Below are 21878 nucleotides of genomic sequence, written 5' to 3'. Positions count from 1 at the left end.
GCAGCGTGGCGAGGTCGGTCAAGGGAATTCTCCTGCAGGCGGTCGTGGCGCCAGTATACCTGCCACGACCACCGGCTCATCCCCTGCCGGTTTTTGACAGGATCAGCTTGGTTGCAGTGACATCCACACGCTCTTGAGCTCGGAGTACTCCTCCAGGCTGTGATGCGACTTGTCGCGCCCGTTGCCCGACTGCTTGACCCCGCCGAAGGGCATGGTCTGGTCGCCACCCGCCCAGTTGTTGACGAACACCTGGCCCGACTGCAGCCGCCGCGTCACGCGCAGGATGCGGTCGATGTCCTGGCTCCACAGCCCTGCCGCCAGTCCGTAGGGCGTGTCGTTGGCCATGGCCACCGCCTCTTCTTCGCTGTCGAAGCCGAACACCGCCAGCACCGGACCGAAGATCTCCTCGCGGCCGATGGTCATCTGCGGCGTGACGCCGTCGAACACCGTGGGCGGGATGAACAGCCCCGGCCCCTCCAGCGCCTTGCCGCCGCTGCGCAGCCGTGCACCCTCTTCTACGCCCTGGCGGATGTAGTCGAGGATACGCCGATGCTGGGTCTCGTCGACGATGGCACCCATGAAGCTCTGCGGGTCCAGCGGATCGCCCGGCTGCATGGTCTCGGCGGCCTTGAGCACTCGCTCGACGAAGTCGTCGCGGATCGAGTTCTCCACCAGCAGCCGCGAGCCGGCGATGCACACTTCGCCCTGGTTGTGGAAGATCGCCGCGGCGGCGTGGCTGGCCACCTGGTCGAGGTCCTTGCAGTCGGCGAAGACGATGTTGGGGGATTTGCCGCCGCACTCGAGATAAACCCGCTTGAGGTTGGACTGCCCGGCGTACTGCATCAGCTGCTTGCCCACCGCGGTGGAGCCGGTGAAGGCCAGGCAGTCGACTTCCATGGAGAGCGCCAGCGCCTTGCCCACGGTGTGGCCGAAGCCCGGCAGCACCTGGAACACGCCCTGGGCAGCCCGGCTTCCTTGGCCAGCTGGGCCAGGCGCAGCGCAGAGAGCGGCGACTTCTCCGAGGGCTTGAGGATCACGCTGTTGCCCGCGGCCAGCGCCGGGGCGATCTTCCAGGCGGTCATCATCAGCGGGAAGTTCCACGGCACGATGGCCGCCACCACGCCGATGGGCTCGCGCAGCACCAGCGCCAGGGTCTCCTCGCCGGTGGGTGCCACCTCGCCGTAGAGCTTGTCGATGCACTCGGCCTGGTAGCGAATGCAGGCGATGGCGCCGGCCATGTCGCCCAATGAGCTCGAAATGGGCTTACCCATGTCGAGGGTGTCGAGCAGCGCCAGTTCGTGCTTGTGGGCTTCCATCAGGTCGGCCAGGCGCAGCAGGGTCTTCTTGCGCTTGCCCGGCGCCAGCCGCGACCAGGCGCCGCCAGCGAAGGCCCGGCGCGCCGCCGCCACGGCGCGCGCCGCGTCGGGCTCGTCGCAGCTAGCCACCTGGGCCAGCATCTCGCCGGTGGCCGGATTGCGCGACTCGAAGGTGGCGCCGCTTTCGGCAGCGACGAAGCTGTCGTCGATGAAGGCGCGCGACTCGAACGAAAGCTCGGCGGCGCGGGCCTGCCAGTCGGCCAGGGTGCGGGGCGATGGGGAATGGCTCACGAGCGGGTCTCCTCCAGGTAGGGGCGGTCATCCACGGCGCTGCCTGCGGCCAGGCGGCGAGCGGTCTCGTCCAGCGCCTGACGGGCCAGGCGAACCAGCTCGTCGACCTCGGCACGGCGGATCACCAGCGGCGGTGAAATGATCATCGTATCACCCACCGAGCGCATCACCAGGCCGGTTTCGAAACAGATGTCGCGGCACAGGGTGCCGACGCCGAGGATTTGGGAAACGCGCGCCGGTGGCCTTGTCACCGACCAGCTCCAGCGCACCGATCAACCCCAGGGAGCGCGCCTCGCCCACCAGCGGATGCTCGGCCAGGGTGGCCCAGCGCTCGGCGAGATAGGGTCCCACGTCGTCACGCACCCGCTCGACGATGCCCTCGGCCTGCATCAGCTCGAGGTTCTTCAGCGCCACCGCGGCGCACACCGGATGGCCCGAGTAGGTGAAGCCGTGGAAGAACTCACCGCCTTCCTCGATCAAGGTCTCGGCCACCCGATCGCCTACCAGCACCCCGCCGATCGGCAGGTAGCCGGACGAGAGACCCTTGGCGATGGGCATCAGGTCGGGCTTCAAATCGTAGTGGACGCTGCCGAACCACTCCCCCAGGCGGCCGAAACCGCAGATCACTTCGTCCACCACCAGCAGGATGTCGTACCTGGCCAACACCTCCTTGACGGCCGGCCAGTAGCTCGCCGGCGGAATGATGGCGCCACCCGCGCCCTGCACCGGCTCGGCGATGAAGGCGGCAACGTTCTCCTCGCCGAGCGCCAGAATCTTCGCCTCCAGGGCCGCTGCGCACTCGCGGCCGAAGCTGTCGGGGTCACTGCCGCCCCCTTGCATGCCTCGCCCTTCCCCAAACCAATAGGGCTGTCGCACATGGGCAATCTTGGGCACCGTGGGACCGCCCTGGCCGTGCATCGGCGCCATGCCGCCAAGGCTCAGGCCGGCTACGGTGGAGCCGTGGTAGGCATTCTCACGGGCGATGATCCATTGCTTGTCGGGCTTGCCTTCGAGTGCCCAGTAGCGGCGCACCATGCGTAGCACGGTGTCGTTGGCCTCGGAGCCCGAGCCGGTGAAGAACACCCGGTTCATATGTGCCGGCGCCAGCTGCACCAGCTTCTCGGCGAGCTTGATCGCCGGCGGATGGGTGGTCTTGAAGAAGTTGTTGTAATAGGGCAGCTCACGCAGCTGCGCGGTGGCCGCCTCGACCAGCTCCTCGCGGCCATAGCCCAGGTTGACGCACCACAGCCCGGCCATGGCGTCGAGGATGCGGTTGCCTTCGCTGTCGTGGATATAGATTCCCTCGGCATGGGTGACGATGCGGCTACCCTCCTCGCCCAGTGCCTTGAAGTCGGTAAAGGGGTGCAGGTGGTGGGCACGGTCCAGGTCCTGATAGTCACGGGTATTCATTAGCGATTTCTCCGCTCAAGGCCCTCAGGCCGGCTGGGTGGTGGAAGGGTGGGAAACGCCCTGATGGGCAATGCAGGCTGCAGCGAAGCTGCGAAATAGCGCATCGTGTAAAGGATGCTCGCGCGGCTGCCATTCCGGATGCCACTGCACGGCCAGGGCATAGGTGGCGGCCTGCGCCACCGAGACCGCCTCAATGAGCCCATCCGGAGCCCAGGCCTCGGCCACCAGGCCCTCGCCCAGACGGTCGATGCCCTGCTGATGCAGGGAGTTGACCCGCGCTTGAGACGTGCCGAGCAGACGTGCCAGGATGCCCTCGCCGCGCAGCACGAGATCATGCGCCGGGGCATACTGGGCCGCCTGGTCGGCAGCGCAGGGCTCTCGATGGTCGAGCATGCCGGGCACGCGCTGCACCGCTTGGTGCAGGCTGCCGCCGAAGGCCACGTTGAGCTCCTGGAAACCGCGACAGATCCCGAAAAGCGGCAGTTTCAGCGCCAGCGCTTCGTGAATCCAGGTCAGGGCGGCGGCATCGCGATCGCGGTCGTCACGCCGGTTCTCCGGCGCACGCTCGGCCCCGTAGCGAGCGGGTTCCACGTTGGAGTAGCTGCCGGTGAGCAGCAGCCCGTCGAGCCGGGAAAGCAGTCCCCTGGCTGCCTCAGGGTCCTGTTCCTGGTCGCTCCACACCGGCAGGATCACCGGGTTCAGCCCATACTCGCGCAAGGCGCTCAGGTACTTGTCGGTCACCATCTGGGCGGCGTGCCCTTCCACCTCGCGGCGGCAGGCGATAACCCCCACCAGGGGTCGTGTCGGCATGACGGTCTCCTTGCACAACGACGTTGTTATGTTTTATTCAACATACTCACGTTGATTTATCTTTCCAAGCCCCATCGCAACCAAAACACGCCGAATCCCTATAAATAACTGAATTAAATAGATAAAATGATATATTGAGAAAACCGCCATGCGCATAACACGTAAAGAATTTGACAACACGAGCGCATCGAGAAAGGATGAATGTCATCAACAACGATCCTAAGACCCTCAGGTGAGCACCATGCCTTCCCACTCCCCCGATGATGTTCAGGCTTTCCTCGACCGCCATCCGCAGATCGACAGTTTCGATCTGCTGATCAACGACCTCAACGGGGTCATCCGAGGCAAACGCATCCCTCGCGGCAACCTGGCCAAGGCCTACCATAGCGGTATCGCGCTGCCCGCCTCGGTGTTTGCGCTGGACATCAATGGCAACACCATCGAGGAGACAGGCCTGGGGCTGACCAGCGGCGACAGCGATCGCCTGTGTCGTCCGATTCCCGGCAGCCTGATGCCGGTGCCTTGGCTGCGCAACGGCCGCCAGGGCCAGCTGCTGATGTCCATGGTGGAAGCGGATGAGTCGCCTTTCTTCGCCGATCCCCGCCAGGTGCTCGCCCGGGTGCTGGGCCGACTGACCGCCATGGAGCTGACCCCGGTGGTAGCGCTTGAGCTGGAGTTCTACCTGGTCGACCGCCAGCGCACCGAGGCGAGGCTGATCCAGCCGCCGCGCTCGCCGGGCAGCGGCGAGCGCGCCACCCAGAGCCAGCTTTATTCGATGCTGGAACTGGATGAGTACGCCGACTTTTTGGAAGATATTCAAAGCGCCGCCGCGGCCAGGGCCTGCCCTGGACACCGCGCTGAAGGAGTGCGCCCCGGGGCAGTTCGAGCTCAACCTGATCCACTGTGACGATGTGATGAGGGCCTGCGACAGCGCCGTGCTGCTTAAGCGCCTGATCAAGGGCGTGGCGCTCAAGCACGGCTTCGAGGCTAGCTTCATGGCCAAGCCTTACGGCGAGGAGGCCGGCAGCGGCACCCATGTCCACATCAGCCTGCTCGACGCCGAGGGTCACAACGTTTTCAGTGAACCCGGCGATGACGCCCTCGGTAGCCCGCACCTCAACCAGGCGGTGGCCGGCCTGCTCGAGCGCATGCCCAGCTCCATGGCGCTGTTCGCTCCCAACCTGAACTCTTTTCGCCGCTTCCAGCCGGGGCTCTATGTGCCGATGGCACCCACCTGGGGGTTCGACAACCGCTCCGTGGCGCTGCGCGTTCCTCCGGCCCGCGCTGCGCCCGGCGCATCGAACACCGGGTCGCCGGTGCCGACGTCAATCCCTACCTGCTGCTGGCTACCCTGCTGGCGTCGCTGCACCACGGCCTCAGTCGCAAACTGACGCCGCCCCCGCCCATCGTCGGCAATGCCTACGCCCAGGTAGCGCATAGCCTGACCAATAGCTGGCAGCAGGCCCTGGACCTGCTGGAGGCGGACGAGGTGCTGGGCGAGGCACTGGGGCGCGACTTCATTCAGGTGTTCGTGGCCAACCGCCGTGCCGAGCGGGCCCAGGCCATGAAGGCGGTAAGCCAGCTGGAGTACGACTGGTACCTGCGCCACGTCTGATCGCAAGGCTCGGCGCGCCCGGGCCTGGTGAGGTGCGCACGGCAGCCAACCCTAGCCCTTCGACCGATCCTCCCAACCTCTAGAGAAGAAGCACGGCATCTCCGGCTCGTCTTGCGAGCCGGCAGGCCGGGATTTGCCCATCCCAACAACCTCCAACAACGACGAGGCAATCTCCAATGCACACCCCGCAACGCCTGTTCTGGCAGATGAGCCTGCTGTTACTACTGCTGTTCACCGGCTCCTTGCTGGCCGATGAGCGCCTTTCGCCCCCAGGCCTGATTCTTCAAGGCGTCGGCTTCGAGATCGGCGTCGACGATGGCACCGGCCTGCGCTTGACGCTGGATGGTCAGGCCCTGGCACTGTTCGAAGACGAGACGGGCCAGCGGCTCGCCGAGGCGACACTCGCCGGCAGCCGCGGGGTGCTGGAGCTGTTCGACGCCGAGGGCCAGATGCTGGAGCGCCAGGTGCTCACCGCCATTCCCGCCTGGCTCTCGCTGGTGCCGGCACTCACCGCCATAGGCATCGCCCTGGTGTTTCGCCAGGTGATCGCCGCCCTTTTCCTGGGCATCCTGCTGGGCGGCTGGATCTACCACGGCATGAGCGCCGCCGCCCTCTTCACTGCCTTCAATGAAACGGTGAGCGTACATCTGCTGGAAGCCGCCAGCGACAGCGAACACATGGCGGTAGTGCTGTTCTGCCTGCTGATCGGTGGCATGGTGGGGATCATCTCGCGCAACGGCGGCACCCAGGGATCGCGGCGCGCATCACCCGCTATATCCGCAACCGCCGCCAGGCCCAGGCCACCACCGGCCTGCTGGGGCTGGCCATCTTCTTCGACGACTACGCCAATGCGCTGATCGTGGGCAACACCATGCGCAACATCTTCGACAGGCTGCACATTTCACGCGCCAAGCTGGCCTATATCGTCGACTGCACCGCGGCACCGGTCTCGGCGGTGCTGCTGGTGACTACCTGGATCGGCTTTCAGGTAGGCTTGATTCAGCAGGCCATGAGCGAGATCGATGGCTGGAACGAGTCCGCCTACAGCGTCTTCATCCAGGCATTGCCCTACAACTTCTATCCCTTTATGGCGGTGGCCTTCGTCTTCCTGCTGGTAGGGAGCCGACGCGACTTCGGCCCCATGCTGGTTGCCGAACGCCGGGCCCTGGCCGGTCATGCCGGCCGTTCGCCGGTCACGCCCCGGGAGGCGGTGGTGGAAGAGGCCGAGATCGAGACCAAGCCGGGGATCGCGCTGCGCGCCTCAATGCCGTGGTGCCGATGCTCGTGCTGGTGGCCTTCACCATTGGCGGGATCTACACCACCGGTGCCGCGGAGCTGGGCCAGGGGAACACGATATCTGGGATATCTTCGGCGAGGGCGACGCTTTCGCGGCCATGATGTGGGGATCGCTAGCGGCCTGTATCACGGCCGTGGTGATGACCCTGGCCCAGCGCCTGATGACCATGAGCGAGACCACCCACTACTGGTTCGAAGGGGTCAAGTCGATGCTGCTGCCCTTGACCATCCTGATGATGGCCTGGGCCCTGGCCAATGTGAACGCCACCCTGGGCACCAGCGACTTCTTGATCGCTGCCTTGGGCGAGGCACTCTCGCCCCAGTGGCTGCCAGCGGCCATCTTCACCCTGGCAGCCTTCACCGCCTTCGCCACCGGCTCCTCCTGGGGCGTGATGGGGATCATGATGCCGCTGACCATTCCCTGGCCTGGGCAATCCTCGACCTGCATGGCCTGGCGGGCACCGCCGAGGGCATGCCGCTGCTCTACGCCTCGGTAGCCGGCGTACTGGCCGGCGCTGGTGTGGGGTGACCACTGCTCGCCGCTCGCCGAATCGACCCTGCTGGCGGCCATGGCCAGCGGCTGCGACCTGATCGAGCATGTGCGCACCCAACTGCCCTATGCCTTGCTGGTCGGCGTGATAGCGCTGGTATTCGGCAGCGTGGCGGTAGGGCACGGCCTGCCTTGGTGGCTCGGCCTCGGGCTCGGGCTGCTCGTTCTGGCGCTCTGTCTGCGCCTGCTCGGCAAGCGCGCCGAGGACGGCAGCGGCGTCTCCCGGCCGGTCGCCGCCTGAGGGTAGCGGCAGGTCAACGCAATAGCGGTGGGTGTGGTGACGGCATTCCACCGATGTGACGAAGCCGCCGTCGCCCAAGGGCGGCGGCGGCTTCGTGCAATAAGGATCCCGCATGGGAACGAGGGAGAGCTCAACCTTCGTTGGCGGCACTGGCCAGCGGCAGGTCCCAGCGCGGCTGCCCCTCGTCGAGCAGCACGCGGTTGCCCTGGGGCCGGTGATCCAGCCGCGAGACCTCGGTCAGCTCACCGTGACGCCAGGTCACGTCGTAACCCACGGTCTCCTCGGAGCTGTCCATGACGGTATGGCACTGTCGCTGCGTGGTGGTGTAGGTCTGGGTCTGGTTGGCCTCGATACGCCCCTGGATCTCGCGCCCGGCGTAGCCGCCGCCGACCGCCCCTGCCACGGTGGCCAGGGTCTTGCCGCTGCCACCGCCGACCTGATTGCCCAGCAGGCCGCCCACCACGGCCCCCGCCGCGGTGCCGGCGATGCGATGCGGATCGCGGCTGGGTGCCTGCGCCTGTTGGTGCACGACCACGTCCTCACACACTTCGCGCGGCGTTTCGACGCTGCGCGTCACCGGCTGTACCGCCACGACCTCGGCAAACTGGGGGCCGCGCTCCTGCGGCTCCTGGTCCTGCTGCACCTGCCACGCGCCCAGGGCCAGACCACCCAGGCCGAGCACACTTAGCGTAGTTCCGATCACGATCGATTTATTCATGATACTCCTCCTGCAGGACGCAGTGCGCCCGGGCTGACAAGGCTCGGCTCGATGCGATGTGGAGGAGAGACGCAGGGCGGCGGCTCCATGCCACCCGTGGGATACCGTCAGTATACGGCGTCGACGCACGGCCATGAGCGCAACGCAGCGGCTTTCACGTTTTTGTCCCGGTGTCAGCCCTTGGCGACACTCACCAGCCGAGCCGGTCCGCGTAGCGCAGTACCAGGCGCCCAGCGCCGAGAGCGGCACCCGCAGCAGCCGCCCGCCGGGAAACGGCAGGTGCGGCAAGCCGGCGAAGGCATCGAAGCGCTGGCTGTCGCCGCGTATCACCTCGGCGATCAACTTGCCCGCCAGGTGTGAGCAGGTCACCCCATGGCCCGAATAGCCCTGGGCGTAGTAGACGTTGTCGTTGAGCCGACCGAACTGAGGCAGGCGATTCAACGTCATCAGGAAATTGCCGCTCCAGGCGAAGTCGATGCGCACCTCGGCAAGCTGGGGAAAGGTCTTGAGCATCTTGGGCCTAATCACCGCGGCGATGTCTGTCGGATCCTGGCCGCCGTAGTTGACCCCGCCGCCGTAGAGCAGACGCCCATCGGCGGTGAAACGGTAGTAGTCGAGCAGATAGTTGCAGTCTTCCACCGCCATGTCGTTGGGGATCAGCTCGCGGCGCAGCGCCTCCGGCAACGGCTCGGTGGTAATGATCTGAGTGCCGCAGGGCATCGACTTGCTCTCCAGCTCCGGCAGCACCCCTTGCAGGTAGGCGTTGCCGGCCATCACCACGCGTTCGGCGCGCACGCTGCCCTGCGGAGTACGCAGGGTGACCCGCTCGCCGTGCTCTACCGCGATGACCGGCGTCTGTTCATGGATGACGCCACCCAGCGACGCGAAGGCGGCGGCCTGGCCGAGCACCAGGTTGAGCGGATGCAGGTGCCCACCGGAGTGATCCACCAGCGCGCCGACGTAGCGCGCGCTGCCCACCTCTCGCCGGTAAGCCTCGCCCTCCAGCAGCTCGAGTTCGTGGTTGCCGAACCGTTCCCACAGCGCCTTGTGCTCGCGCAGCCCTCGAACTGCTTGCGATTGCAGGCGGCGAATAGATTGCCGTTCTTGAGATCACAGGCGATGGCATAGTGGCGAATGCGCTCGCGGATGATGCGATTGCCCTCGAAGGCCATATCGCCCAGGGCGCGAGCGGTCCCGGTGCCGTACTTGGCCTCGATCACGTCCATGTCGCGGCTGTAGCTGTTGACGATCTGGCCGCCGTTGCGCCCCGAGGCGCCGAAGCCTACGCGGGCGGCTTCCAGCACGACCACACGCCGACCCTGTTCCACCAGGTGCAGCGCCGACGAGATGCCGGTGAAGCCGGCGCCCACCACGCACACCTCGCACTCGATATCGCCCACCAGGGCAGCCCGCTCGGGCGACGGGTTGGACGTAGCGGCATAGTAGGAGGCCACATGCTCGGCGTTGGCATTGTTCGACATCACTTCCTCACACTTACAAGGGTTATCGACCGGCGGTCATGTCCTGCAGCATCGCCTGGCGCCGTCGCGCCTCGCTGCGCCGCATCAGGTACCAGGCAAGGAAGGTGGCCAGTGACACCGCCAGGATGATCAGCGTGGCCAGGGCGTTGATCTTCGGCGAGACACCGAGGCGCACTGAAGAGAACACCACCATCGGCAGCGTGGTCGCCCCGGGGCCGGAGACGAAGCTGGCGATCACCAGGTCGTCCAGCGACAGGGTGAAGGCCAGCAGCCACCCCGCCGCCACCGCGGGCGCGATCATCGGCAGGGTGATCTGGAAGAAGGTGCGCACCGGCCGCGCACCGAGGTCCATGGCAGCCTCCTCGATGGAGAGATCCACCTCACGCAGACGAGATGCCACCACCACGGCCACGTAGGCGCTGCAGAAGGTGGTGTGGGCAATCCAGATGGTGACCATGCCGCGATCCGCCGGCCAGCCGATGGTCTGCGCCATGTGCACGAACAGCAGCAGCAGCGACAGCCCGGTGATCACCTCAGGCATCACCAGCGGCGCGGTGACCATGCTGGAGAGCGCCGTCTTGCCGCGAAAGCGGGTGAAGCGCACCATCACGAAGGCCGCCAGCGTGCCAAGGCACACCGCCATGCTGGCCGAGAAGAAGGCGATGCGCAGGCTGGTCCAAACCGCCGACAGAATCTGCTGGTCGCGGAACAGCTCCAGGTACCAGCGTGGCGAAAAGCCCGCCCATACCGTCACCAGGCGTGACGAATTGAACGAGTAGACCACCAGCACCACCATCGGCAGGTAGAGAAACAGCAGCCCCGCCCACAGCATCAGCGTGGTGAAGGATGGCTTGCGCATGGTCACTCCTCCAGCTCGCGGGACTGGTAGCGGTGAAACAGGGCGATGGGTACGATCAGGATCGCCAGCATCACCATCGCCAGCGCCGAGGCTACCGGCCAATCGCGGTTGTGGAAAAACTCTTCCCACAACACCTTGCCGATCATCACCGTGTTGGGCCCGCCGAGCAGCTCCGGGATGACGTACTCGCCCACTGCAGGAATGAATACCAGCATCGAGCCAGCGATGATGCCCCCTTCGAGAGCGGCAGGGTCACGCGTAAGAAGGTATTGAACTTGCGAGAGCCGAGGTCCGAGGCCGCCTCCAGCAGCGAGCCGTCGAGCCGGGTCAGGTTGGCGTAGAGTGGCAGCACCATGAACGGCAGGTAGGCATAGACGATACCCAGGATCACCGCGAAGTTGGTATTCATCATGCGCAGCGGCGACTCGATCAGCCCCAGCCACATCAGCGTGTTGTTGATCAGCCCGTTGTTACTGAGGATACCCATCCAGGCATAGACGCGGATCAGGAAGGACGTCCAAGAGGGCAGCATGACCAGCAGCAGCAGCACCAGCTGCAGGTGGGCGGGCGCCCGTGCCATGGCGTAGGCCATCGGATAGCCGATTAGCAGGCAGATCAGCGTGGCCAGGAAAGCGATCTTCACCGAGCCCCAGTAGGCCGAGATATAGAGGGAGTCGCTCAGCAGGAACAGGTAGTTGCCGAAGGTGACCGCGATATTGAGCGTCTCGTTGGCGTAGTCGAAGATCGCGCCATAGGGGGCACGGCGATGGCCGCCTCCGACAGGCTGATCTTGAGCACGATGCCAAACGGCAGCAGGAAGAACAGCGCAAGCCACAGCAACGGCACGGCAATCACCCAGCCACGCCCGGGCGAGGCCCAGCGCGGCAGGCGCACGAACGGCTTTTTCATCGACTTCCTCCTGTCACGCTGGCCGGCTGCAGGCGGCGCGGCGCCACGGGCCTCGATCACGCATGCAGCACCACGGCCGCGTGTTCGTCCCAGTACACGTAGACCGGCTCGTCCCAACCCGGACGGTCGCCGCGCCGCTCCGTGTTGGCCATGCTGGCCTTGACCAGCTCGCCCCGCTCGGTGCGCACGAAATAGAGCGAGAAGCCCCCAGGTAGGCAATATCCTCGATCACGCCCGCCTCCCAGTTGTGGCGCTGCGTCGGTCGTTCGCGACTTAGCCAAGTCTTCTCGGGACGCAGGGCGACCCACACCCGCCGTTCGTCAGCCTGGGTGCTGATACCGTGGCCGATGCGCACCGGCCGCGTCAGAGCCGCCCCTGGATGATGCAGTGATCGACCTCGTCGACAACAATCTCGCCTTCGAACAGGTTCACCGTGCCGACGAACTCGGCCACCATACGGCTGGCCGGACTCTCGTAGACATCCATCGGCGTGCCGACCTGGGCAATCCAGCCATCCGCCATGATCGCCACCCGGTCGGCCATGGTCATGGCCTCCTCCTGGTCATGAGTGACCATGATGCAGGTCACCCCGACCCGCTCCAGGATCTGTACCACCTCGAGCTGCATCTCGGTGCGCAGCTTCTTGTCGAGCGCCCCCATCGGTTCATCGAGAAGCAACAGCTTGGGCCGCTTGGCCAGCGAACGCGCCAGCGCCACGCGCTGGCGCTGGCCGCCGGAGAGCTGGTGCGGCTTGCGCCGGGCAAAGGCTTCCATGTGTACCAGCTTGAGCATCTCGGCCACGCGCTCATCGATCTCGCGCCGCGGCAGCCGGTCCTGCTTGAGGCCAAAGGCGATGTTCTGCGCCACCGTCATGTGCGGGAACAGCGCGTAGGACTGGAACATCATGTTGATCGGCCGCTCATAGGGCGGCATGGCGGTGATGTCCTCGCCGTCGAGCACGATCTGCCCGCTGCTGGGCTTCTCGAAGCCCGCCAGCATGCGCAGCAGGGTCGACTTGCCTGAGCCGGAGCCGCCCAGCAATGCAAAGATCTCGCCGCGCTGGATCGACAGGCTGACGTCGTCCACCGCCAGCGCTTGGTCGAAGCGCTTGCTGACGCGGCGAATCTCCATCAGCGCCTCATCGCGTACGGGTCTCGGTTTGCCCACCGGCGGCGACGGCGTCGCCTCGGTGGCATAGCCCGCCGGCTGGCGGGCCTGGGTCGGGGGTGTGGCATGGCCGCCTCCTTGTTGCCCCGGTAAAGCACGCCGGCCCTGAGGGCCGGCAGCCCCTCAGGTTCCGGATTTCACCCGGTTCCATACGCGGGTGCGAATCCGCTGCACGGCCAGCGGCTTCTCTTCGGCCACATAGAGATTGTCCATCACTTCTTGGTCGGGATAGATGGAACTGTTATTGAGGATATCCGGATCAAGGTATTCGTTCGCCGCCACGTTGGGGTTGGCGTAGACAACATACTCGGTGATCGCCGCGGCGATCTCGGGCTCCAGGATGAAGTTGATGAAAGCGTGGGCATTGTCGGGGTTGGGCGCATCGGCCGGTATCGCCATCATGTCGAACCACAGCGCCGCGCCCTCCTTGGGAATGCTGTAGGCGATGGTGATGCCGCGCCCGGCTTCCTCGGCGCGGTCGGCGGCCTGGAAGATGTCGCCGGAGTAGCCCGCCGCCACGCAGATGTCACCGTTGGCAAGATCGGAAATGTAGCGCGACGAGTGGAAGTAGGTGATGTTGTCGCGCACGGCAGCGATCAAGTCACCGGCAGCCTCCAGGTCCGCCCGCTCTTCCGAAAGCGGCGAAAGCCCCAGGTAGGCCATGGCCGGCGAGAGCATCTCATCACCTGAGTCGAGCATCGAGATACCGCAGCCGCCTTCGCGCAGCGCGGTGGTGATCTCGGGATCGAAAAGCAGCGCCCAGGAGTCCACCGGCGCCTCCTCGCCCAGGATGGCGTGAACCCGATCGACGTTGTAGCCGATGCCGTTGGTGCCCCACATGTAGGGAATGGAGTAGCGACTGCCCGGATCAACGCTTTCCAGGTCGTCCATCAGCTCCGGGTTGAGGTTGGCCATGTTGGGGAGCTTGTCGTGGTCGAGCTCCTGATACACCCCGGCGCTGATCTGGCGGGTTAGATAGTGATTGGAGGGCACCACCACGTCATAGCCGGAGCGACCGGCCAGCATCGCCGCGTCGAGCACCTCGTTGCTGTCGTAGACGTCGTAGATAACGCGAATCCCGGTCGCCTCGGTGAACCTCTGCAGGGTGTCCGGAGCAATGTAGTCCGACCAGTTGTAAATCCGCACTTCGTTGGCCTGGGCCGCCGACGTGGCCAGGGTCAGCGAACCCAGTGTCGCCGCCAGCAAACGCTTGTGTAGATGGGTCATCATGACACCTCTCTGTATCGTTGTTGTTGATGGGACCGGCGCTCTCTACCGGACACTTTCCTTGTTACCTTTCCTAAACGCCTTTCCTCGCCGCCTCGCCTGACGGGCCGATCGGAACTGCCCCGGCGCAAGCCTTACACGCTCAACAGCAGGAACTCCCGCTCCCAGGAGCTGATCACTTTTTGAAGTTCTCATTCTCGACCCGCTTGACCGCCACGTAGCCGGTCACGAAGCGCTGCCCCATGTAGCGCTCCAGCTCGGCGCAGCTTTCCATGCGCTCCAGCGCCTGCTCCAGGGTGAACGGCAGGCGTAGGTTGCGTCTTTCGAACGCCCTGCCCTGCACCGGCGCCGAGGGTTGAGCTGCTGCACCATGCCCAGGTAGCCGCACAGCAGGCTCGCCGCTATCGCCAGGTAGGCGTTGGCATCGGCTCCGGGTAGGCGGTTCTCCACGCGCCGGTTCTGCGGCGACGAGTCCGGCACGCGCAGCCCGCAGGTGCGGTTCTCGACGCCCCATTCGACGTTGACCGGCGCCGAGGTGTCAGGCAGGAAACGGCGAAAGGAGTTGACGTTGGGCGCCATCAGCGGCAGCGCCTCGGGAATGAAGCGCTGCAGGCCGCCAATATGGTGCAGGAACAGCTGGCTCATGGTGCCGTCGTCATTGGCAAACACGCTCCTGCCCGTGGCGGCATCCAGCACGCTTTGATGAATATGCATGGCGCTGCCGGGCTCGTTGGTAATCGGCTTGGCCATGAAGGTGGCGGCCACGTCATGCTTGAGCGCCGCCTCGCGCAGGGTACGCTTGAACAGGAACACCTGGTCCGCCAGGGTGAGGGGTCGCCGTGACGGAAGTTGATCTCCATCTGAGCGGTACCCTCCTCGTGGATCAGGGTATCGATGTCGAGCCCCTGGATCTCGCACCAGTCGTACATGTCCTCGAACAGCGGGTCGAACTCGTTGGCGGCATCGATGGAGAACGACTGCCGTCCGGTCTCCTGGCGCCCGCTGCGACCGATGGGCGGCTGCAGCGGAAGGTCAGGATCCTCACAGCGCTTAGTCAGGTAGAACTCCATCTCTGGCGCCACCACCGGCTTCCATCCCTGCTCGGCGTACAGCGCCAGTACGCGCTTGAGCTGGTTGCGACAGGAGAGCTCGATGGGGTTGCCCATTTTGTCGTAGCAGTCGTGGATAACCTGGGCTGTGGGCTCCGCCGCCCAGGGCACCGGGTAGACCGCCGAGCCGTCGGGCCGGCACAGCATGTCGATGTCGGCAGGGTCGAGCAGCGAATAGTAGAGGTCGTCCTCCACATAGTCGCCGGTGACGGTCTGCAGCAGCACGCTCTCCGGCAGCCGCATCCCCTTTTCGGCAACGAACTTGGAAACCGGGGTGATCTTGCCACGGGCAATACCGGTGATATCACTGACCAGACACTCCACCTCGGTGATGCGTCGCTCCTTCAGCCAGCTTTCCAGGTCTTTCATGGGAACCTCGTAGCGGCCCTTTCCCGGGCATGTCGTTATAGTCGGTCGCGCAGCTTGTAGAACATGGTGGCCAGCACCAGCAGCGGGGTGCGCAGGCGCCGCCCGCCCGGAAACGGCCGATGCGGCATCGCGGCAAACACATCGAAGCGCTCGCTCTGGCCGGCGACGGCATCGGCCATCAGCTTGCCGGCCAGGCCGCCAGCGCCATGCCGTGCCCCGAATATCCCTGTGCATAATAGAGATTATTGTCGAGACGGCCGAAGTCGGGTGCGCGATTGAGCGTAATCGCCACCTCCCCGCCCCAGCGATAGTCGATGCGCACGCCCTTGAGCGCCGGAAACAGCCACGCGATCTTGGCGTCCATGCGCTGCTGCAGGCCGCGCGGCTCGCGCCCGTCGTAGCTCACCTCGCCACCGTAGATCAGCCGTCGATCCGCCGAGAGGCGGTAGTAGTCGAGCACGAAGTTGGCGTCGGACAGCGCATCGTTGCGCGGCAGCACCCGGGCCGCTCGCTCTGCGCCCAACGGCTCCGTCGCGACGATGTAGTTGGCAGCGCGCATGATGCGGCCTTCGAGTTCCGGCACCAGTCCACCCAGGTAGGCGTTGGTGCCCAGCACCACGAAATCTGCCGTCACGCAGCCGTCGCGGGTCCTGACCCTGGCCGGCTGGCCCTGCTCGATGGCTACCGCCGCGCTCTGCTCATGAAACGTCACCCCGGCCTGGCAAGCGGCCTGCGCCAGGCCTAAGGTGTAGTTCAGCGGGTGCAGGTGGCCGCCCTCACGCTCGAACAGCGCCCCCGGGTAGGCATCGGTCGCCACATGCTCGCGCAGGGCCTCCCCTCGAGCCAGTCGAGCGCCTCATAGCCGTAGTCGCGGGCCATGCGCGCCTGAAACTCGCGCAGTTCACGCACATGGCGCGGCTTGACCGCCGCATGCAGGTAGCCCCAGCTCAGGTCGCAGGGTATGGCGTGGCGTTCAACCAGCTCGGCGGTAAGGCGCACCGCCTCGCGGCTCATTTCCCATACCTCGCGAGCGCGGTCTCGGCCCAGCGCCCGCTCCACGGTGGCGATATCGGTCCCCAGGCCGGGCAGGATCTGGCCACCGCTGCGCCCAGACGCACCAAAGCCGAGCTCGCGCGCCTCCAGGACCACCACCCGATAGCCGCGCAAGGCCAGATGCAGCGCAGCAGAGCAACCGGTGATGCCACCACCGATCACGCACACGTCCGCCCGCTGCTCGCCCTGCAGCGGTAGGCAAGGCGGCTCCATGCGCACCAGGACCGAATCGCGGTAGTAGGAAGCGGGATTGTCGAAGCGGGCGACAGTGGCCATGCAGCAGTATCCTGAACAAGGGCGGCTCGGTATCGGTAGGCAGAGCCGAGGGCGATGAGTGACGACAAGCCGTCACTACGCTTTCGCTTAGTCTGGCACCAAACCGCAGGAACCTGTCAAGTATTTCACAACGACGCTATTCAAACCGCCATCATGACACGGCACCAAAATGGGGCATGAACGCTGCAGAACAGCCTTGAACGTGCACGAAAGCAGGATCGGCAGCGCCTTCCCGGGGGCTTCCCGGCAAAAGGAATGTTGAATAATCACCGACACCAGAATGGACTTGGCTAGCCCCACGGCCCTCCAGGCTAGGTGACAGTGCGCCCAGCACGAGGCAAAGGCGCAGGTACCGACAGGCGCGAGACAGCGCGCCTCACGGGGCCACCGCGTCGCTCAGGAGGTGCCACAGACGCGACACGCCGGATCGCGTGGCACCTGGTAGTGGCGCCACTGACCGCTCATGCCGTCGAAGGTGGACAGGCCGCGATGGGGCGTACCAGCACCGCTGAGCAGCTTGATCGCTTCCAGCGCCTGAAAGCAGCCGACCAGCCCGACCAACGGTGCCACCACGCCATTCTCCGCGCAGCGCATTTCCTCGTCGCCAGCGTCACCCGGTGGATAGAGACAGGCGTAGCAGGGCGCCTCGGCATCGCGAGGATCGAACACCGCCAGCTGCCCGGAAAAGCGGATCGCCGCGCCGGACACCAGCGGAATGCCGGCGCGCCGGCTGGCGGCGTTGATTGCATAGCGGCTGGAGAAGCGATCGGTGCAGTCCAGCACGAGGTCGACCCCGGCCATCACCCGGTCCAGCGCCGGGCCATCGAGGTGGTCGGCCAGCACCTCGATGGTGCAGTGTGGGTTGAGGGCAAGAGCCGCTTCGCGCGCCGACTCCGCCTTGTTGCGGCCAAGATCGGCCATGCCGTGGGCGATCTGGCGCTGCAGGTTGGAAAGCTCCACCTCGTCGGCATCGGCCAGCACCAGTCGTCCCACCCCTGCCGCCGCCAGATAAAGCGCAACCGGTGAGCCCAAGCCACCCGCCCCTACCACCAGTACGCCGGAAGCGAGCAGGCGCTCCTGCCCGGCGATGTCGATGGCATCGAGCATGATCTGCCGGCTATAGCGCAGCAGCGCCTCGTCATTCATGGGCTTCACTTGCCTTCCAGCTCCTCAATATCCGGCACATACAGCGAAAACTCCTCCTTGACCTCTTCCATGACCACATAGCTCTTGGACTCCTTGACCCCGGGCAGGGTCAGCACCACGTCGCCGAGCAGCTGACGGTAGGCGGACATCTCGGGGATGCGGCACTTGAGGATGTAGTCGAACTGGCCCGAGACCAGGTGGCACTCCTGGATCTGCGGCAGTCGGGCCACGGCGCGGCGGAATTCGTCGAATACCGCCGGCGACTGCGTCTCCAGGCTGATCTCGACGAATACCAGCAGGTTGGCCTTGAGCGCACGCGGGTCGAGCACCGCCTTGTAGCCGCGGATCACCCCGGCTTTTTCCAGGCGCTTGACGCGCTCCAGGCACGGCGTGGTCGATAGGCCGACCTGCGCGGCCAGGTCGACATAGGAGATACGGGCATTTTCCTGCAGGCAGCGCAGGATGTTCAGATCGATACGGTCGAGTGAGCGGGTCTTGGATTTCATTGTCGTATTTGGCGAACCGGATCAGGAGGGTAGGCGCGCCGTGTCAGCAAATTGACCTGAAAACCGTCAGGCATCGAGCCCTTCGCAGACGTTCGGTCTCGCGAACACGGCAGCTACGGGAAAAATTACCTGAACAGGTGTACCACAGCGCGCCACGGCCTCCAACACGCAATCTCAACGCTATTCTGACCAGCGCGCCCAGGTAACCCGCTCCAGGCCGCCAAGGTCGCATCGGCTGGCAATTTCCTCGTAACCGGCCGCCTGAAAAAGCGCCCTCACTGCCGCCGCCTGGTCGTGGCCATGCTCCACGGCCAGCCAGCCGCGTCCGGCCAGATAGCCACGGCTGGCATCGACCAGGTAGCGCAGGTCATCCAGCCCGTCGGCTCCGGCGACCAGGGCGCTGCGTGGCTCGAAGCGCACGTCGCCTTGCAGCAGGTGCGGGTCATCCGCGGCAATATAGGGGGATTGGCCACGATCAGGTCGAAGCGCTCGCCGGCCAGAGCGCTGAACCAGTCGCTGGCCAGGAAGCGGGCGTTGGAGATACCCAAGCGCTTGGCATTTTCGGCCGCCAATGCGGCTGCCTCCGGCACCCGGTCGACGCCGAGCACGGACCAGTCGCCCCGCTCGCTGGCGAATGCCAGCGCAATGGCGCCGGTTCCCGTACCCAGGTCAAGCAACCGTCCGCGGCCCGCCGCCAGCGACAAGGCCACCTCCACCAGGGTTTCGGTATCCGGACGCGGAATCAGCGTATGCGGCGAGGTCGCAAGCGACAGCCCCCAGAATTCGCGCGCCTCGACCAAATAGGCCACCGGCCGGCCTTCGGCCCGCGCGGCGATCAATGCTTCATAGCGAGCCTGGTCCGACGCCGCCGCAATGCGATCGCCCCAGGTGTAAAGCCAGGTGCGCTCGACCCCCAGCACATGGCACAGCAGCACCTCGGCATCCAGGTGTGCGGTGGGCGAACCTGCCTGCGCCAGGCGCCCAGCAGCGTCGCGCAGCAGCGCATCGAGGCGCATCAGGCCTCCTGCTGCAAGGCCGCCAGCTGCTCGGCCTGGTGCTCGTGAATCAGGGGCTCGAGCACTTCGTCGAGCTCACCGCCCATGACCTCGCCAAGCTTGTAGAGCGTGAGGTTGATGCGATGGTCGGTCAGCCGTCCCTGGGGGAAGTTGTAGGTCCGAATGCGCTCGCTGCGATCGCCCGAGCCCACCAGGCTGCGCCGCGTATCGGCCTGTTCGCGCTGGCGACTCTCCACCGCGCTCTGCTTGAGCCGGGCGGCCAGCAGCGACATGGCCTTGGCCCGATTCTTGTGCTGGCTGCGCTCCTCCTGGCACTCCACCACCACCCCCGAGGGCAGGTGGGTAATGCGAATCGCAGAGTCGGTGGTGTTGACGTGCTGACCGCCGGCGCCGCTGGAGCGAAAGGTATCGACCCGCAGGTCGGCCGGGTTGATGTCGACATCGCCCACCTCGTCGGCCTCGGGCATCACCGCCACGGTGCAGGCCGAGGTGTGGATACGCCCCTGTGACTCGGTGGCGGGAACCCGCTGCACCCGGTGCGCCCCTGACTCGAACTTGAGCCGGGCATAGACGCCCTCGCCTTTCACCCGGCTGATGATCTCCTTGTAGCCGCCCTGCTCGCCATGGCTGGCGCTGACCACCTCGACCTTCCAGCCCTGCTTCTCGGCATAGCGGGAGTACATGCGGAAAAGGTCGCCGGCAAACAGCGCCGCCTCGTCGCCACCGGTACCGGCGCGAACCTCGAGGAAGACGCTGCGACCGTCGTCGGGATCGCGCGGCACCAGCAGCTGCTTGAGCCGAACCTCCAGACCCTCCAGCCGCTCGCGGCCTTCGGCCAGCTCCATCTCGGCCAGCTCGCGCATCTCGGCGTCGCTGTCGCCGGCCAGCAGCTCGGCGTCCTCCAGGTCCGCCTCGGTGGCGCGATAGTCGCGCCAGGCATCTACCAGCGGCTCGAGTTCGGCGTATTCTCGGGAGTAATCGCGGAACCGGGGCTGGTCGGTGATGACCTCGGGCTCCGCCAGCAGGGCGGCGAGCTCCTCGAAGCGCTCGATGAAGGCATCGAGGCGCTGGCGCAGGGTCGCTTTCATGGCGTGTCCTGTCAGGGTTTCGTGGAAAGGGGTCGAGCAGCAGCGACTCGGCGGCCATCAGCAGGTCGAGACGCTCGCTGCCAGAGGCATCGCGCAGGGCCACGGTGGGCCGGTGCAGCAGGCGGTTGGTGAGCTGGTGCGCCAGGCGACGAATCACTTCTTCCGGGTCTTCGCCGCGGGCAAGCCGCGCCAGGGCCTGCTCCTCGGAAAGCTGGCGCAGCTCCACGGCCTGGTCACGGAAGCGGCGGATCAGTTCGCCGCCGTCGCGGATGCGCCGCTCGTGCAGCCATACGCTGACGCCGTGCTCGATCAGAGATTCCGCCTGGTCCGCGGCCGCCTGACGATGGCGGCGGTTCTCCTGGATGACCTCGTTGAGGTCGTCCACGGTGTAGAGAAAGACGTCGTCGAGGTCGCCGACTTCCGGCTCGATGTCGCGCGGCACAGCGATATCGACCATGAAGATGGGGCGGTGGCGGCGCTTCTTGAGCGCCCGTTCGGCCATGCCCTTGCCGAGAATGGGAAGCGGTGCCGCGGTGGAGGAGATGACGATATCGGAGCGCACCAGGGCCTCGGGGATCTCGTTCAGCGAGATCGCCTCGGCATTGAACTCCTGCGCCAGCACCTCGGCCCGCTCGCGGGTGCGGTTGGCCACGATCATGTCGCGCACCCCGGCCTCGCGCAAATGGCGCGCCACCAGCTCAATGGTCTCGCCGGCGCCGATCAGCAGCGCCCGCGAGCGTCCGAAGTCGTCGAAGATGCGGCTGGCCAGGCTCACCGCGGCATAGGCCACCGATACCGGGTTCTGGCCGATACCGGTGCGGGTGCGCACCTGCTTGGCTACCGAGAAGGTGTGCTGAAACAGCAGCTCCAGCTCGCCGCCGAGCCCGCTGGCCTGTCGCGCCGACTGGTAGGCGCCCTTGAGCTGACCGAGAATCTGCGGCTCGCCCAGCACCATCGAATCGAGCCCCACCGCGACGCGCATCAGGTGGCGGGCTGCTTCCCTATCGCGATAGTGATAGGCGCAGGGGTCAGCTCCTGGACGGGCAGGCCATGGAACTGGCCCAGCCAGTCGAGAATGACGCGCTCACCGCTCTCCTCGGTGACGCAATAGAGCTCCGTGCGGTTGCAGGTCGACAGCACCGCTGCCTCGTGCACCTGAGGCATGCGACGCAGCTCGACCAGCGCCTGCTCCAGTTGCACGGGCGAGAAGGCGACCCGCTCGCGCACCGCGACGGTAGCCGTCTTATGATTGATTCCGAGGGCAAGAAGCGTCATGCGTTAGGCGTCTTCGCGTGATGTCGGCCGGCGGTGCCGAATGAAAAAACTGCTCTGCGGCGTCGCATTCTACCACAGGCTTTTATTCTCAGCGCATGCCCACCCCAGCCGCAATTGATGCATGACAAGAGTGGTGCTGATCGCTTTGCC

8 protein-coding genes and 12 pseudogenes are annotated in these 21878 nt (G+C 65.8%); 4 read left to right on the top strand and 16 right to left on the bottom strand.

Annotated elements, in window-relative coordinates; all coding sequences use genetic code 11:
• Positions 1 to 102: 102 nt before the first annotated feature.
• The 3 genes and pseudogenes from ACUDAL_RS04410 to ACUDAL_RS04400 all read right to left on the bottom strand — a co-directional run bounded on the left by ACUDAL_RS04410 (position 103) and on the right by ACUDAL_RS04400 (position 3827).
• Positions 103 to 1607 (bottom strand): annotated as a pseudogene (locus ACUDAL_RS04410) (aldehyde dehydrogenase).
• Positions 1604 to 3017: pseudogene (locus ACUDAL_RS04405) on the bottom strand (aspartate aminotransferase family protein). The pseudogenes ACUDAL_RS04410 and ACUDAL_RS04405 overlap by 4 nt, the downstream one beginning before the upstream one ends.
• Before the next feature lie 24 nt (positions 3018 to 3041).
• Positions 3042 to 3827 (bottom strand): gamma-glutamyl-gamma-aminobutyrate hydrolase family protein, encoded by a 786-nt coding sequence (locus ACUDAL_RS04400; RefSeq protein ID WP_444677262.1) that lies wholly within the window; start codon positions 3825 to 3827, stop codon positions 3042 to 3044.
• 241 nt (positions 3828 to 4068) lie between these two features.
• On the opposite strand from ACUDAL_RS04400, the pseudogene ACUDAL_RS04395 reads away from it, so the two are divergent.
• The 4 genes and pseudogenes from ACUDAL_RS04395 (at position 4069) to ACUDAL_RS04380 (ending at position 7529) form a co-directional block, all read left to right on the top strand.
• Positions 4069 to 5442: pseudogene (locus tag ACUDAL_RS04395) on the top strand (glutamine synthetase family protein).
• 176 nt (positions 5443 to 5618) lie between these two features.
• Positions 5619 to 6299 (top strand): hypothetical protein, encoded by a 681-nt coding sequence (locus ACUDAL_RS04390; RefSeq protein WP_444677261.1) that lies wholly within the window; start codon positions 5619 to 5621, stop codon positions 6297 to 6299.
• A 14-nt stretch (positions 6300 to 6313) separates the two neighbouring features.
• A pseudogene (locus ACUDAL_RS04385) lies at positions 6314 to 6616 on the top strand (Na+/H+ antiporter NhaC family protein); the annotation flags it as partial.
• A gap of 1 nt (position 6617) precedes the next feature.
• Positions 6618 to 7529: pseudogene (locus tag ACUDAL_RS04380) on the top strand (Na+/H+ antiporter NhaC family protein).
• Between the two features lie 130 nt (positions 7530 to 7659).
• Here the strand turns inward: ACUDAL_RS04380 and ACUDAL_RS04375 are convergent.
• The 13 genes and pseudogenes from ACUDAL_RS04375 to hemA form a co-directional block, all read right to left on the bottom strand.
• On the bottom strand, positions 7660 to 8247 hold the full coding sequence (locus ACUDAL_RS04375; RefSeq protein WP_444679307.1) for a glycine zipper 2TM domain-containing protein: 588 nt from the start codon (positions 8245 to 8247) through the stop codon (positions 7660 to 7662).
• A gap of 207 nt (positions 8248 to 8454) precedes the next feature.
• Positions 8455 to 9728: pseudogene (locus ACUDAL_RS04370) on the bottom strand (NAD(P)/FAD-dependent oxidoreductase); the annotation flags it as partial.
• Positions 9729 to 9750: 22 nt separating this feature from the next.
• On the bottom strand, positions 9751 to 10587 hold the full coding sequence (locus tag ACUDAL_RS04365) for an ABC transporter permease subunit (RefSeq protein ID WP_444677260.1): 837 nt from the start codon (positions 10585 to 10587) through the stop codon (positions 9751 to 9753).
• Positions 10588 to 10589: 2 nt separating this feature from the next.
• A pseudogene (locus ACUDAL_RS04360) lies at positions 10590 to 11496 on the bottom strand (ABC transporter permease subunit).
• A gap of 56 nt (positions 11497 to 11552) precedes the next feature.
• Positions 11553 to 12627 (bottom strand): annotated as a pseudogene (locus ACUDAL_RS04355) (ABC transporter ATP-binding protein).
• A 159-nt stretch (positions 12628 to 12786) separates the two neighbouring features.
• Positions 12787 to 13890, bottom strand: a complete 1104-nt coding sequence (locus tag ACUDAL_RS04350; protein ID WP_444677259.1) for a polyamine ABC transporter substrate-binding protein — start codon at positions 13888 to 13890, stop codon at positions 12787 to 12789.
• Positions 13891 to 14024: 134 nt separating this feature from the next.
• Positions 14025 to 15368 (bottom strand): annotated as a pseudogene (locus ACUDAL_RS04345) (glutamine synthetase family protein).
• Between the two features lie 35 nt (positions 15369 to 15403).
• Positions 15404 to 16697, bottom strand: a pseudogene (locus ACUDAL_RS04340) (NAD(P)/FAD-dependent oxidoreductase).
• A 396-nt stretch (positions 16698 to 17093) separates the two neighbouring features.
• Positions 17094 to 17843, bottom strand: coding sequence for a HesA/MoeB/ThiF family protein (locus ACUDAL_RS04335; RefSeq protein WP_444679306.1), 750 nt, complete (start codon positions 17841 to 17843; stop codon positions 17094 to 17096).
• A 5-nt stretch (positions 17844 to 17848) separates the two neighbouring features.
• Positions 17849 to 18349 carry an Lrp/AsnC ligand binding domain-containing protein gene (locus ACUDAL_RS04330; RefSeq protein WP_444677258.1) on the bottom strand — a complete coding sequence of 167 codons (501 nt, stop codon included), beginning with the start codon at positions 18347 to 18349 and terminating at the stop codon, positions 17849 to 17851.
• 180 nt (positions 18350 to 18529) lie between these two features.
• A pseudogene (gene prmC / locus ACUDAL_RS04325) lies at positions 18530 to 19365 on the bottom strand (peptide chain release factor N(5)-glutamine methyltransferase).
• A complete protein-coding gene (gene prfA / locus ACUDAL_RS04320) occupies positions 19365 to 20453 on the bottom strand; it encodes a peptide chain release factor 1 (protein WP_444677257.1) in 1089 nt (362 codons plus the stop codon). The pseudogene prmC and the gene prfA overlap by 1 nt, the downstream one beginning before the upstream one ends.
• Positions 20454 to 20463: 10 nt before the next feature.
• Positions 20464 to 21728, bottom strand: a pseudogene (gene hemA, locus ACUDAL_RS04315) (glutamyl-tRNA reductase); the annotation flags it as partial.
• Positions 21729 to 21878 lie beyond the last annotated feature (150 nt).

The organism is Halomonas sp. E19 (assembly GCF_052439355.1).
Classification (GTDB): Bacteria; Pseudomonadota; Gammaproteobacteria; order Pseudomonadales; family Halomonadaceae; genus Halomonas.
Note: the sequence above shows the minus strand (reverse complement) of the source record. Positions and strands in the feature narration are given on the sequence as shown.

Excerpts from the sequence above, each read along its gene's own strand:
- ACUDAL_RS04375 (WP_444679307.1), bottom strand. The coding sequence starts at position 8,247 with ATGAATAAATCGATCGTGATCGGAACTACGCTAAGTGTGCTCGGCCTG.
- ACUDAL_RS04350 (WP_444677259.1), bottom strand. The coding sequence starts at position 13,890 with ATGACCCATCTACACAAGCGTTTGCTGGCGGCGACACTGGGTTCGCTG.
- ACUDAL_RS04330 (WP_444677258.1), bottom strand. The coding sequence starts at position 18,349 with ATGAAATCCAAGACCCGCTCACTCGACCGTATCGATCTGAACATCCTG.
- ACUDAL_RS04365 (WP_444677260.1), bottom strand. The coding sequence starts at position 10,587 with ATGCGCAAGCCATCCTTCACCACGCTGATGCTGTGGGCGGGGCTGCTG.
- prfA (WP_444677257.1), bottom strand. The coding sequence starts at position 20,453 with ATGAAAGCGACCCTGCGCCAGCGCCTCGATGCCTTCATCGAGCGCTTC.
- ACUDAL_RS04400 (WP_444677262.1), bottom strand. The coding sequence starts at position 3,827 with ATGCCGACACGACCCCTGGTGGGGGTTATCGCCTGCCGCCGCGAGGTG.
- ACUDAL_RS04390 (WP_444677261.1), top strand. The coding sequence starts at position 5,619 with ATGCACACCCCGCAACGCCTGTTCTGGCAGATGAGCCTGCTGTTACTA.
- ACUDAL_RS04335 (WP_444679306.1), bottom strand. The coding sequence starts at position 17,843 with ATGAATGACGAGGCGCTGCTGCGCTATAGCCGGCAGATCATGCTCGAT.